This window comes from Thalassotalea ganghwensis (genome assembly GCF_053485795.1).
Window position 1 is genome coordinate 191,093 of the sequence record NZ_JBQRUM010000006.1, and the last position, 13,302, is coordinate 204,394.

The window sequence follows — 13,302 nt, forward strand, 5'->3', positions numbered from 1 at the left end:
AGAATAACTATACTGTATTCGCTACGCCTCGAGTAAATCACGTTTAATTCGAACAAAATTTGTACCGCAAAGATCAACACGCTCTAGTATATTCGCTTAGTTCTTAGGAAGCGCTATCGCCACGGTAAGTACTGTTATAGATTCCACTCCGAGGCGTTTAAGCTGTTTAGAGATTTCATTAACAGTCGCGCCAGTGGTGATCACATCATCAATAAGTATGATATGTTTGCCTTCCAATACATTGCTGTCATTTACTTTGAATGCGTGTAACAGGTTTCGACGCCTCGCTGCGCCAGTTTGGCCAACTTGTGCGTCGCGATGGTGAATACGCTCGAGCATGTGAGGATAGTAATCAAGGTGACTGTATCTAGCAAATCTTTTGGCAATGAGATGCGCTTGATTAAATCCACGTTGTTGCCATCGCCTAATGTGAATAGGCACGCAGGTAACCACATGATTATGTTTGCTACTGTCTATGTTCTGCTTGGCTAGATATTGCTGCCACTGCCCACTGAGCTGCTGGGCAAATAACACTGAAAACTCGAACCTTCCCTGATATTTAAATTGTTTTAACCACATAGAAGTCGGCCAGACGTAAGGAGATTGGCAGAGTAACTGATCGAAATGTCGCGTTTGAAAAAGTGAATTAAACATTGGCCAATGCAGTAAATTATCGAGATGTTTTGGCAACGTGAATTTTGCTATATCTGACGCACAGGTATCACACAGCGGTGAGCCATTTTTGCTTTTATTTAGACAAAGCGTGCAGCAGCCTATTATCGTCGATAAGTGATAATTAGCGTTGAGATGTGAAAATAGTTGTTGAGCACGATAAACAAGTGTGAATTGGCAGCGCGGTCGATTTAATTGCAATAGTGAGGTGAAAAATTCCATTTTCTGCCACCTTTGGTTAGACTGTGCGTTTTTTAAGATTGATGAATTTAAGCATGGCAAACCTTTTAAATATTACCAGCTCAGGTCAAGGAAAAACGCTAGTTTTACTTCATGGTTGGGGACTAAATTCAGCTATTTGGCAACCCGTCGCTAAACTACTGAGTAAAGAGATGAAAGTCATAACGGTTAGTTTGCCTGGTTATGGTGATAACGCTAATTTTCAGCTAGATTCATATTCAATTGATAATGTTGCAAAAGCGATTGTTGATGTTGTAGAAGAACCTGCCATTTATCTAGGGTGGTCTTTAGGCGGTTTAGTGGCAAGTCATATTGCATTATCATTTCCAGCGCAGGTTCAAGGGTTAATAACGGTTGCCAGTACGCCTTTTTTTGTTCAGGAATCTCATTGGCCCGGAATTGACCCTAAAGTATTGACGCTATTTCACCGACAACTCTCACAAGATACCGCCAAAGTGATTGATAATTTTCTAAAGATTCAAGCGATGGGCAGTCCTCACGTTCGTGAGGATATTAAAAGTATTCGTGATTTGGTGATGCAATATCCTATGCCAAGCTCGGCAACTTTAGATCAGTCATTATCACTTTTAGAAACAGTCGATCTGCGGTCAAACTTGCCCCAAATTCATCAATCTTTTTTACGACTCTATGGTCGATTAGATGGTTTAGTACCAAAAAGTGTAATCGATAAAATCAATTTATTAACGCCGAATAGTGAGTGTTATGTGTTTGAGAAAGCATCGCATGCACCGTTTATCTCCTGCCAAGAAGAATTTATTCATGTTATCAGTCAATGGGTTAATAAACAGAGTGTACCAAAAGGCAAAAATAATTAGGTGTTGATTCTTTGAACGGCCATAGTGAATCAGTGTTTTCTTTACTTTTGAGCTGATTTGGTTAATAATTAACCATTGTGGTAATCGAAAAAATATCCGATGTTTTGTGAGAGGTCTTTGCTACCTCACCTTAGATATTTGGGAGAATCCTATGGAAATTCAATCAGCATTCAACAGTGGTGTACAAGGCTTTCAGAAAGCCCAAGAAGACGCTTATCAAGCAGCGGCTAGTCTTGCTCAATCAGCAGGCTACAATGCTGACGAGTACGCTATAGGTCAACAAGCAAATGCTAGTAACATAGAACAAAACACGCAGTCGGGTGATTTGTCTGATATCAACCAAGAAATCGTTGCGTTGAAAGTAGCAGAATATCAGGCGAAGGCTTCCGCGAATGTTATCGAAACTGCAGACGAGGCACTAGGCACTTTACTTGATGTAACGGTTTAGTTGTTGTCCTATGAATATCACGCCGCAAAATCCAGCCATCCCAATTGCTACGGTTGTTAATCAGCAAACCGATGCGTTGCGTCGTGAAAATATTCAACGTGAAGTTATTACCCAACCTGCTCCAACTGGGCAGTCTCCTAAAGAAAAAGGTGTCGCTTCTGATCGAGGGGCGAGAACGCCCGCACAACAAAATGAAGCGATAGATTTTGCCAAGCTGCAAGAACAAGCCGAAAAAGCGGCGGAGACGATTTCTGGTGATCCTAAAGAGGGCGAGCAAAAAGAGCAAAATCAGAACAGTGAACAGTCTGCGCAACAGACTCAAGGTCGCCGAGATAGTCAAGATAACAGTAGCAGTGATGCCTCCAAAGAAGAAACCACGGTTAGTGGAGAACCTTTAGATTTTGCTGAGCAACAGGAAGTTGCCGAACTTAAACAGCGCGATCGTGAAGTGCGAGCGCATGAACAGGCCCACTCTGCTGCAGGTGGCCCGACAACCGGAGCGCCCTCTTATACGATGAAAGTTGGGCCTGACGGTAAGCGCTACGCTGTTGAGGGTGAAGTGTCTGTCGATTTATCACCAGTGGCCGGTAACCCCGCTGCTACTATCGCTAAAATGCAAAAGGTATATTCAGCAGCACTTGCACCGGCAAACCCATCAGTTCAAGATACTCGAGTCGCAAGGTCAGCTGCACAGCTGATCGCACAAGCTCAATCTGAATTGCTTGCTGAAAAATTAGAAGATCCCAGCAAAGAGCGTGAATTAAACCGAGTGATCAGTCGCAGCGATGCATTCGCAGAGCAAGAACGTTCGCAGTCTATTAACGAGTCAGAATCTTTTGATCGACTCGTTAACGATACCCTACAAGCGCAAGACGATATCGGCAAACGCCGCACGGATATTGAGCAGCGTGCGCAACGCATAGAACAGTTTTATTCCAACATCAATTTAGCCTACGAAAAACCTGCTAGCTCACGCTTTGAACTAATAGCCTAGTCGGCCTCAACTTTTGCAAGAGTCTTAGGGAGTTTAATAGTGAACTTGGCGCCTTGGTCACAAGGTTGACAATATATTGACCCCTGCAATAAATTATTGATTGACTGATGAACGATGCTCATACCTAATCCTAAACTTTTCTGCATGGTATTCGTGGTAAAAAAAGGATTAAACACCTTATCTATTTTTTCGTTAGCAATCCCTATTCCGTCGTCTTGATAGGTCAGTTCAACCATATCGTTACTCACTTTGGTAGTGATGCTTATGTTTATCGGCGAATCGGCTTTGTTCCCATGCATGGAGCTATTCTCTACAAGCTGCTCAATTACTTTAAAAAGTACGTCTGGATAACTGGTTATCTCTACTGCTTCACCGATGACGGTGAATATGAATTTATCTTTTTGCGTGCTTTGTAATAACTTCATTTTAGAATGTAGAAATTGTTGTAACTCAACTTGTATTTGTTCCGTTTCTTCTAGATGAGAAGAGATCATTTTGAATTGCTTAATTAATAGAGATGCTTTTTCGCTGTTTTTTTCCGTTAAGGCGATGGTTTCCTGGGCGTCTTCAATAAAACTAATAAAATCTTTTAACTGTAAAGTCCTAGTGTTTAATTTGCTTTCAATTTCAACTAACTTTTCTTTCAGTATCGAATTTGCTGTGATAATTACTCCTAAAGGGGTGTTGAGCTGATGAGACATTCCGGAAACTAGTGTTGTCATTGCTGACATATTATCTGCGCTGATCAGTGCTTTTTGAGTTTTATTTAACTCAGTTAATGTACTGACCAGCTTTTGATTTTTCCGTTTGTTAACTGAAATAAACATGATGGAGAGTAAGACAATAATGGTACTAGCACCTATGACAAGTTGAGCCTGTCGAGTAGTGGCTTTATTTTTTTGCTCGGCAAGTGCCTTTTCTTTGGTTAGATTGGCAATATCAACCTCTTTGCTGGCAAGTTCTGCCTGAGCAATGTAATGACTTAAGCCAGCTTTTGCCCTTCTTGCTTCTATCTTTAGTTTCGTTGAGGTGTATTCTTCTAATGCAAGTAATGCTTTTTCATGTTGATTAAGCTGGGTAAATAGGTCTTTTTTTAGTAGTAAGGCATCGGTTAATAAGTTAATGAAATTTTCTTGTTTGGCTAGCCCGATGATTTCCTCCAAGCTACTTTCTGCTTGGTTGAAACGTTCCTTAGCCATGTTTATTTTAGCGAGAGCCAGCTGATCTTTTAGTACGCCACTTTTCACTTGAAATTTGTTATGGAGCGCGAGGGCATTTTTAAGGTGATTCTCTGCTTGTTCAAAATTTTCATTAGCAAGGTAGGCTAAGCCTAAAATATAAAAACTGGTTGCCGATTCTATGCCTTTGTCATTGATTAATGAAAGCGCTTGTTGCGCCTGTTTGATAGCTTGATTATTTTGGTTTTGTGCCAAACTAAGTCGTGCTAATTGATTAGCAACTTGGTGTTTTAATGACGATGAATCTTTAGCTTTAGCACGTTCTAAGAGAATATCTAAGTAATAACCCGCTTCTTGAAAGCGTTTTAGCGCAGTGAAGGTGCTTGCCATTGCTAATAGCACGGCATTAATTTGTGCATCAAGATCACTATTTAATGCAATTTCATAGGCGGAAAGATAACTCCCCATTGCTTGGTTTAACAATGAAAGTTCACTAAATGCTTGGCCTGATAAATAATAATAATGAAACGTTTGAGCGAGTTGATTGTGTTTATCGAGTAGTTCCTTAGCTTCAATCAGCGCTTGAAAGGCCTGTTCAATATCTCCTTGATTTATTGCCTGCTCTGCCTGTTCAAAGTACAACATTGCGATTTCTTTTGATGGCGTTGCACTATTTGAAAAAGAATGCGTGCTTTGCGCATTGATGGATAAGCTCAGACAAGCTAAGTATATGTAACTAAAGGCAGTTAACAATGAATAACAACAGTATCGCACGATAAGCAAAGGTAATTTCTATTATAATACCTAAGCTTATGCAACAAACTTAAATAGTGCAAAAAATCAATATTAACTAAAGATTAAATGCAATTGAAAAAGGAGCCAAAGGCTCCTTTTTCACGGGCTTAGTTTTTGCGATTAAATACCGAAATCTTCACGGTATTGTTTAATGCTTGCTAAACTATCCGCCATATCGGGTTGGCCTTCTAAGTAGCTAATTAAGTCAGCTAAGGTGACAATTGAAATCACTTTTGTGCCAAAATCACGTTCAACTTCTTGAATCGCCGATAACTCACCTTTGCCTTTTTCTTGGCGATCGAGAGCGATTAAAACCCCACTCAAATCAGCATTATTTGCTTGAATGATTTCCATAGATTCACGAATGGCAGTTCCTGCTGTGATCACATCATCAACCAGCATTACTTTGCCCTGTAGTGGCGAACCGACTAAGTTGCCACCTTCACCATGGGTTTTCGCCTCTTTGCGATTAAAACAGTAAGGGATGTCAAGGTTATGATGATCTGCAAGCGCTACCGCTGTTGTTGTAGCGATTGGAATACCTTTGTAGGCGGGGCCGAACAATAAGTCAAAATCAATACCTGCATCAACTAATGCATAGGCGTAAAAACGACCTAAACGCGCTAAGTCTCGTCCAGTGTTAAATAAGCCAGCATTGAAAAAATATGGGCTTTTACGGCCAGATTTAAGGGTAAACTCACCAAAACGTAAAACGTTTTTTTCTAGCGCAAATTCGATAAATTCTTTTTGATAAGCTTTCATTTCACTTCCTAACTTAAAGCCGAGTTTTGAGCATCAAATAATTCATTGATACCGTTTTTCGCTAAGGTCATCATCGCTTGCATTTCTTCAAAGCTAAAAGGCTCTTCTTCTGCCGTTCCTTGTACTTCTATCAATTTACCGGTTTCGGTCATCACAACATTCATATCGGTTTCTGCCGCTGCATCTTCAACATACTCTAAATCAGCGATGGCTTCACCTTGATAGATACCGACTGAAACAGCTGCAATCATATGCTTTAATGGATTAGTTTTAATGATTTCTTTGGCACGCATCATGTTGAGTGCGTCAACTAAAGCAACGCAAGCGCCAGTAATTGAAGCTGTGCGCGTGCCACCATCAGCTTGGATGACATCACAATCAACGGTGATGGTATTTTCACCTAATGCAACGAGATCAACAGCCGCACGTAACGAGCGAGCAATCAAACGAGAGATTTCTAATGTGCGACCACTTTGCTTGCCACTAGCAGCTTCACGGCGCATACGGGTATGAGTAGAGCGTGGCAACATACCATATTCAGCAGTAACCCAACCTTTGCCTTGACCTTTAAGGAATCGAGGTACCCCTTCTTCAACTGTCGCTGTACAAATAACTTTGGTTTCACCAAACTCAATTAATACTGAACCCTCAGCGTGTGCAGTAAATTGACGAGTGATGGTAACTGGACGTATTTGACCTGATGTTCTGCCACTTGGACGCATTAGATTTGACCCTTTTAAACGATAATTTGCTGCGTATTATAATCGCTTGGCAGTAAATTTGACACAATGACAGCAAAACTAATTTGAAATATAGTGGTGATATCTAAGGTCAATTAATGCATCGGTAAAAATGAGAACAACAATGAAGTTTTTAAAACGTATTTTTCAAATCAGTTTACTGGTTGCTTTTACTTCCTCGGTGAGCGCCGATCAAAGCTTAGACTTTCAATTACCCATGTACAGTAAAGTGTATGATGACCAAAGAGACCCTTTTAAGGATGCTGTTGCTGCGATTAAACTCGCACAGCAAACTAAGCGCAATATTCTAATCGAAGTCGGTGGCAATTGGTGTGTTTGGTGTCATAAGATGGATGACTTCTTAGAAAAAAATCCAGATATATATAATACGCTGCATAATCGCTTCGTGTTGCTAAAAATCAATGTAAGTGATAGCAATGAAAATGAAGCATTTATGAAATCCCTGCCACCCGTGCTGGGGTATCCGCACATGTATGTTTCAACTGAAACGGGAAAAATGATTTTATCAAAAGATACAGCAGAGTTGCTTGATGGAGATAATTATTCTCGTGAACATTGGCAGGAATTTATCGAGCAATGGCGACAAGCAAATAATGATATGAATCTTCAAAAAGTGAGTGAGTAATGGCTAATTTCGGTTTCTTCGACAGTAACTATCAAACACCAGCTTGGCTACGTGAAAAGCTTTCTCGTCGCAGAATGTTAAAATCTGCTGCTGGTGCCAGCGCATTGGCGATGATGCCTCACTACGCGTTAAGTGAATCCGCAAATTCAAAGAGAGTTAGCGCACTTAAAAAAGAGCCATGGCTCACGCTAGATGCAGTATTAGCGCACTTGTTGCCAGCATCAGATAAAGGTGTCAGTGCTCAACAAATTCATGCCACCGATTATTTGTATAACTTGGTTCACCAGCAACCTACTTCTCAAGGTGAAATAGATTTTATTTATAAAGGGGTTGGTTGGTTAAATGACTATACCCAAAGCCAACTGAAGCAAAACTTTATCGCGTTAAATAAAACGCAAAAGGAACAAATGCTAAGGGCAATAAGTGCTTCAACAGCAGGGAGTAACTGGCTAAGTATGATGATCAGTAATATATATGAAGCGATGTTGGCGCCGCCTGCTTATGGTGGCAACCCTGATGGTATTGGGTGGAAATGGTTAGAGCATCAAGCCGGCTTTCCTCTGCCTAAAGCTGGTCAGCGCTATTATGAATTACCAAAGCGCGCCGTTGTCAATTCGACCAATAGTGAGCAAAGTGCAAAAGCCAGTCGGGTTATCATTCAAAAGGTATTGAAGTCATGAAGTATGATATATGTATTGTTGGCAGTGGTGCTGGCGCCTCACCCGTCGCTTACACTCTCGCGAAAGCTGGCGCGAAAGTGCTGGTACTAGAAAAGGGACCATGGCTGACAGAAAAAGAGTTTTATAAAGATGAGTTAGCAATTAGTTTACGTGATTCCTATAACCCCAAACTTGCTGATGAGCAGCATGTCATTGAAGAAGAATATATCAGAGATGATGGTTCAAGTTATTGGCATGGTGAAGCGACCAGTGATTCTGGTTGGAGCTTTTGGAATGGCAATGTTGTTGGTGGTTCATCAAATTTTATGAGTGGCTACTTTCACCGTCTTAAGCCAATTGATTTTCGTTTAAAAAGTGAATTTGGTGAGATAAAAGGTGCGAATATCAGCGATTGGCCAATAAGTTATCAGGACATGGAACCCTACTATGCCATGGTTGAACAAGAGGTAGGGGTGTCAGGTAAAGTTGTTGATCACCCTAATCAAGAACCACGTTCAAGTGATTTTCCTTATCCGCCATTGGCAGAACATGCAGTAGCTACGTGGATAGATAAAGCGGCAAAAATGTTAGGATTTCATACTTTACCAGTACCTCGAGCAGTATTGTCACAACCTGCAATGGGGCGCAGCAGTTGTGAGTATTCCGGTTATTGTTCGAGCTATGGTTGTTCATCTGGTGCCAAAGGTAGTGGCAGAGCTGCGTTATTAGACCATGCGGTAGCAACGGGTAATTTAACCATAAAAGCGAATGCGAAAGTGTACCACTTAGCCAGTGATGAGAGTGGCAAAGTGACGGCGGTGCATTATTATGACGGTCAAGGCCGTAAACAGCAGGTGTCGGCTGAAATTTATGTGGTTGCATGCCAAGCGGTAGAAACTTCTCGGTTATTATTATCGTCTAAAAGTAAAAGCTTTCCTCAAGGCCTTGCTAATAATCATGGCCAAGTGGGTAAAAATTTAATCTTTAGCGCCGGCGGAACTGGGCAAGGAGATTTTTTCTTTGATGAGCTAACTGAGCGTCAACAAGCTGAACTTAAGCAAGTCGGTCCGTTTATTAATCGCGCATTGCAAGACTGGTATCAAATTAACGATAAAGCGTTTTCTGGCGCTAACAGCAATGGTAAAGCCAAAGGTGGCACCATTGATTTTCTATTTCATCAAAACCCTATCGCTAGAGCTTTTGGTAGCGAATACGATGAAAATGACCAGTTGGTGTGGGGAGAAGCACTGCAAGATGCACTGCATAAAGAGTTCACCAGTTATAAAACCTTACGCTTTGAAGTATTTAACGACTGGCTGCCAACAGATGATTGCTATGTCACCTTAGATGATGAAGTCACGGATAAATGGGGCGATCCAGTAGCGAAAGTGCGTATTGGTGCTCATGAGCATGATTTAGCGGTAGGCGAATATCTCGCGGAAAAAGGAGAGCAGCTGTTAAAGCAAATGGGCGCAAAAAATGTGAGCAGTTCAGTAAGTAGTTACCCGCCAACTAACCTTATGGCTGGTGGCTGTCGTTTTGGTGATAACCCAGAAACCTCGGTATTAAACAAATATTGTCAGGCGCATGAAGTAGACAACCTCTATGTGACTGATGGCTCGTTTATGCCAACCGGTGGCAGCGTGCCTTATACCTTTACGATTTATGCCAATGCTTTTCGAGTTGCAGAGCATATTAAGCAGCGCTGGCAATTTGTCGCTAAGACCATAGCTTGACACAATAATAGCAAACAGTGTCACAATAATACTGACAGTGACACAAAAATAGCATACCATGTCACTAAATTGAAGATGTAATATGCTATTGAATAATGTTATGTACATAAGAAATATAAGAAAACCTTCGGTGAATAAAAATGTTTATAAGTTTGCTAGCTCGAAGGTTGGCTCAGTAATTATGTGTGAAAGCTCAATAGAGTTTGACGCATGCTTTCATCATGAATATAACGATAATGTTGAGTATTTCGAGTCTCAACCAATGGGCTTCCATTATCAAGTCAACAATAAATGGAATCCATATACACCGGATGCTTTAGTTCGATACAAGTCGGGAAAGTGTAAATTAATTGAATACAAACCTTACTCAAAAACCCAGGATTTAGAATTTCAGCATGAATTTAACGCAAAAAAGGCAAATGCGGCGACGCTTGGCTACGAACTAATTTTAGTAACTGAACAGCAAATTAGAGTAAACCCTATTCTACATAACCTTAAGCTTTTGCACCGTTACTCAGGTAGTACTCGCATCACTGATATCCAATCAAGCATATTAGAGTTTATTCAAAAATCAGGAAAAATAGCTATAAGTGACATCGATACAAACTTTTCACTAACAACAGGTGAAATAAAGGCTTCAATTTACCTACTACTTGCAAAGGGCATTGTAAAAGCTGACATCAAAAATGAATGCTTAGAGTCTAACCCTATGGTTTGGTGTTAGTGTATGTCTATGGATTTTAATGATGAATTTGATATAGCTAATTCTGTTGCAAAGGTTGAGGTATCTTTAGAGTACCAAAAACTAAAAGACTCTAAGGTTATTAAAAGAGACCTATCGACCTTTCCTGAAGAACACCAAAAATCTGCACTTAAAAAAATGAATATTTTAGCGTATGTGGCTAAAAAATTGACCGGTGGTTGGAGTAAAAGCCAGTTAGATCCGCTACTTGATGAATTGTTTAAAGATAATAAGAGTGACAGACCAAGTGCTCGGTCGGTTATTCGATGGCGAAAAAAATACAATGAATCTGGTGGGGATATAACGTCATTAGTAACTCAAAATCATAAAATGGGTAACAGAGAGTTAAAGGTTAAAGGTGATGATACATTCTTTGACAAAGCTTTAGCCAGATTTTTAGATGCCAAAAGGCCTTCTGTTGCAAGAGCTTATGAATATTATCGAGACAGTATAATAATAGAAAATGAGAAAATTGTTTCGGGCAATATACCCATTCTAAGCTACGACGGCTTTCTAAAACGAATACGCAAGCTACCACCGTATCCAGTAGCTCTTGCTAGACACGGCAAATTTATTGCCGATAGATGGTTTAGTTATAAATCTTCTCATATACCTCCAACACGAGTTTTAGAACGTGTGGAAATTGATCATACGCCATTAGATCTAATTTTACTTGATGACGAATTAAATGTCCCACTTGGTAGGCCATATTTAACTTTGTTGGTTGATGTTTTTAGCGGCTGCGTAATAGGCTTTCATTTGAGCTACAATGAGCCATCATATGTGTCTGTAAGTAAAGCTATTGCTCACGCAATTAAACCTAAGAAGTACCTTAGTCAATTAGGGATCGAACTAAATAACGACTGGCCATGCCAAGGAAAAATAGAAAACTTAATTGCCGATAACGGTCGTGAGTTTTGGTCAAAATCGTTAGAACATACTTGCCAAGAGCTTGGTATAAACCTTCAGTTTAATCCCGTACGTAGGCCATGGTTAAAACCATTTGTTGAAAGGTTTTTTGGTTTAATTAATCAGTATTTACTATCTGAAATACCGGGTAAGACTTTTTCAAATATTATAGAAAAAGAAGACTACAATCCGCAAAAAGATGCAATCATGCGCTTTTCAACGTTTGTTGATCAATTCCATAGATGGGTAATAGATATCTATCATCAGAATAGTGATTCTAGACATATGAGAATACCTGCGCAGAGGTGGCGACAAAGCGTAAACTCTCTTCCACCAATGACGCTCGATAATGAAGAAATTCGACGACTAGATGTTTTAATGGGAATAAAAGACGAAAGAACACTTACTACGCATGGAATTAAATATCTAGGTCTAATGTACGATTCGACAGCTCTTTCTGACTATCGTAAAGCTTACCCGCAACCACCCAATGCGCCAAAGAAATTAATTAAGATAGACCCTGATGATTTATCTAAAATTTTTGTTTTTTTAGAGGAAATTGATGGGTATATAGAGGTCCCCTCAACTGACCGAAGTGGTTACGTTGATAACTTAAGCCTTCATGAGCATAGAGTGATACAAAAATACAACCGAGAAGTTGTTAGAGGAAGCGTTGACTCAGTAGGGTTAGCCAAAGCAAGGATGGCTATGCATCAAGCTATTCAAAGTGAACAACAAGCGTTTTTAGATAGTACAACTAAGCGAAAAATTAAAGCTACGTCAAAACAAGCAAAGCTTGCCAATGTCAGTAATACTGGTACTGGAACAATTAAAGTTCAGGGTGAAAAGATAAAAGGGAAAAATATAAGCGAAGCCCCTGAGTCACTAGCTAACTCTTTAGATACATGGGCAGATGATTTGGAAGCTTTTTGATGAGAAGTTTATCGACAGAAGAAATTGAAAAGCTTAAAACGTTTAACAATTGTTTTATAGAGCACCCGCAAATTAAACAAATTTACAATGACTTTGATAGTCTCAGAGAAGCGAGATTGTTTCAATCAGATCCTAAATGTATGTTACTAACTGGTGATACCGGTGTCGGAAAAAGTCATTTAATTAATCATTATAAAAACAAAACGTTTTCTTCAGAGGGGAAGTCTCCTGAGCGTGTACCTGTATTGATATCGCGCATTTCTAGCACACGAGGCTTGGCGAATACATTAATGCAAATATTGTCAGATCTTGACCAGTTTGGTAGTAATTATCGTCAATATAATACTGGTGACTCAGATCTTGCCAAGCAAGTTGTAAAAGTCTTGAAAAGGGCAAATGTCGAGTTACTCATTATTAATGAGTTTCAGGAGTTAATTGAGTTTAAAACAGTGCAGGAAAGGCAGACAATCGCTAACTCATTAAAGTATATTAGCGAAGAAGCTAGAATTTCAATTGTGCTTGTTGGCATGCCTTGGGCTGAGCAAATAGCAGATGAGCCACAATGGTCATCTCGGTTAATCATACGACGAGACTTAGAGTATTTTAGTTTAGCTAAAGAAAGGGATTATTATTTAAGGTATTTAATGAGTCTCGCACAACATATGCCATTTGATTCACCTCCAAGCCTACATGATGCTCACACAGCTGTCGCATTATTCTCTGCGTCAAGAGGAGAAAATAGAGCGTTAAAAACACTGCTCTCAGAGGCTATAAAAGTTTCATTTTTTAATAATAAAAAAACATTAGGAGGAGGATGCTTTACTCAAGCACATAATAACATTTTTGGAAAAACCCAAAAGAACCCATTTGTGCAAGATATCTTTGACATTGAAATATCAGAAATGATTGAAAGCTCCAAGTATAATCCGCGTGCGATGTGTGCGAATGATATGCTGGTGCCACGAAAATTTTCAGAACCCATACGTTTTAAAGATATGTAGAAGAGTATCGT

13 protein-coding genes are annotated in these 13,302 nt (G+C 39.9%); 9 read left to right on the forward strand and 4 right to left on the reverse strand.

Features of this window, described 5'->3' with window-relative positions:
* Positions 1–96: 96 nt before the first annotated feature.
* Complete coding sequence (locus tag ACSLUH_RS08395) at positions 97–894, reverse strand: ComF family protein (protein ID WP_448565904.1); 798 nt, start codon at positions 892–894, stop codon at positions 97–99.
* Positions 895–947: 53 nt separating this feature from the next.
* Here ACSLUH_RS08395 and bioH point away from each other — a divergent pair, with 53 nt between their 5' ends.
* From bioH to ACSLUH_RS08410, 3 genes are all read left to right on the forward strand, one after another.
* Positions 948–1,748: a pimeloyl-ACP methyl ester esterase BioH gene (bioH, locus tag ACSLUH_RS08400; RefSeq protein ID WP_448565906.1), complete on the forward strand. Its 801-nt coding sequence runs from the start codon at positions 948–950 to the stop codon at positions 1,746–1,748.
* A gap of 151 nt (positions 1,749–1,899) precedes the next feature.
* A complete protein-coding gene (locus tag ACSLUH_RS08405; protein WP_448565908.1) occupies positions 1,900–2,196 on the forward strand; it encodes a hypothetical protein in 297 nt (98 codons plus the stop codon).
* Positions 2,197–2,206: 10 nt separating this feature from the next.
* Positions 2,207–3,190 carry a putative metalloprotease CJM1_0395 family protein gene (locus ACSLUH_RS08410; protein ID WP_448565909.1) on the forward strand — a complete coding sequence of 328 codons (984 nt, stop codon included), beginning with the start codon at positions 2,207–2,209 and terminating at the stop codon, positions 3,188–3,190.
* Here ACSLUH_RS08410 and ACSLUH_RS08415 read toward each other — a convergent pair.
* The 3 genes from ACSLUH_RS08415 to rph form a co-directional block, all read right to left on the reverse strand.
* Complete coding sequence (locus tag ACSLUH_RS08415; protein ID WP_448565911.1) at positions 3,187–5,013, reverse strand: ATP-binding protein; 1,827 nt, start codon at positions 5,011–5,013, stop codon at positions 3,187–3,189. The two genes, ACSLUH_RS08410 and ACSLUH_RS08415, sit on opposite strands and share 4 nt — an antisense overlap.
* A 270-nt stretch (positions 5,014–5,283) precedes the next feature.
* Positions 5,284–5,925: an orotate phosphoribosyltransferase gene (gene pyrE, locus ACSLUH_RS08420; protein WP_448565913.1), complete on the reverse strand. Its 642-nt coding sequence runs from the start codon at positions 5,923–5,925 to the stop codon at positions 5,284–5,286.
* A gap of 8 nt (positions 5,926–5,933) precedes the next feature.
* Positions 5,934–6,647 (reverse strand): ribonuclease PH, encoded by a 714-nt coding sequence (gene rph / locus ACSLUH_RS08425; RefSeq protein ID WP_448565915.1) that lies wholly within the window; start codon positions 6,645–6,647, stop codon positions 5,934–5,936.
* Positions 6,648–6,789: 142 nt separating this feature from the next.
* Here rph and ACSLUH_RS08430 point away from each other — a divergent pair, with 142 nt between their 5' ends.
* The 6 genes from ACSLUH_RS08430 to ACSLUH_RS08455 all read left to right on the forward strand — a co-directional run bounded on the left by ACSLUH_RS08430 (position 6,790) and on the right by ACSLUH_RS08455 (position 13,291).
* Positions 6,790–7,311: a thioredoxin family protein gene (locus ACSLUH_RS08430; RefSeq protein ID WP_448565917.1), complete on the forward strand. Its 522-nt coding sequence runs from the start codon at positions 6,790–6,792 to the stop codon at positions 7,309–7,311.
* Positions 7,311–7,991: a gluconate 2-dehydrogenase subunit 3 family protein gene (locus tag ACSLUH_RS08435; protein WP_448565919.1), complete on the forward strand. Its 681-nt coding sequence runs from the start codon at positions 7,311–7,313 to the stop codon at positions 7,989–7,991. Before ACSLUH_RS08430 ends, ACSLUH_RS08435 begins: the two co-directional genes overlap by 1 nt.
* Positions 7,988–9,706 (forward strand): GMC family oxidoreductase, encoded by a 1,719-nt coding sequence (locus tag ACSLUH_RS08440; RefSeq protein WP_448565921.1) that lies wholly within the window; start codon positions 7,988–7,990, stop codon positions 9,704–9,706. Before ACSLUH_RS08435 ends, ACSLUH_RS08440 begins: the two co-directional genes overlap by 4 nt.
* A 130-nt stretch (positions 9,707–9,836) precedes the next feature.
* On the forward strand, positions 9,837–10,430 hold the full coding sequence (locus ACSLUH_RS08445) for a TnsA endonuclease N-terminal domain-containing protein (protein WP_448565923.1): 594 nt from the start codon (positions 9,837–9,839) through the stop codon (positions 10,428–10,430).
* A gap of 3 nt (positions 10,431–10,433) precedes the next feature.
* The gene (locus ACSLUH_RS08450; RefSeq protein WP_448565925.1) at positions 10,434–12,290 is read left to right on the forward strand and encodes a TnsB C-terminal domain-containing protein; all 1,857 of its coding nucleotides are present in this window, start codon (positions 10,434–10,436) and stop codon (positions 12,288–12,290) included.
* Positions 12,290–13,291, forward strand: a complete 1,002-nt coding sequence (locus ACSLUH_RS08455) for a TniB family NTP-binding protein (RefSeq protein WP_448565927.1) — start codon at positions 12,290–12,292, stop codon at positions 13,289–13,291. Before ACSLUH_RS08450 ends, ACSLUH_RS08455 begins: the two co-directional genes overlap by 1 nt.
* Positions 13,292–13,302: the final 11 nt, after the last annotated feature.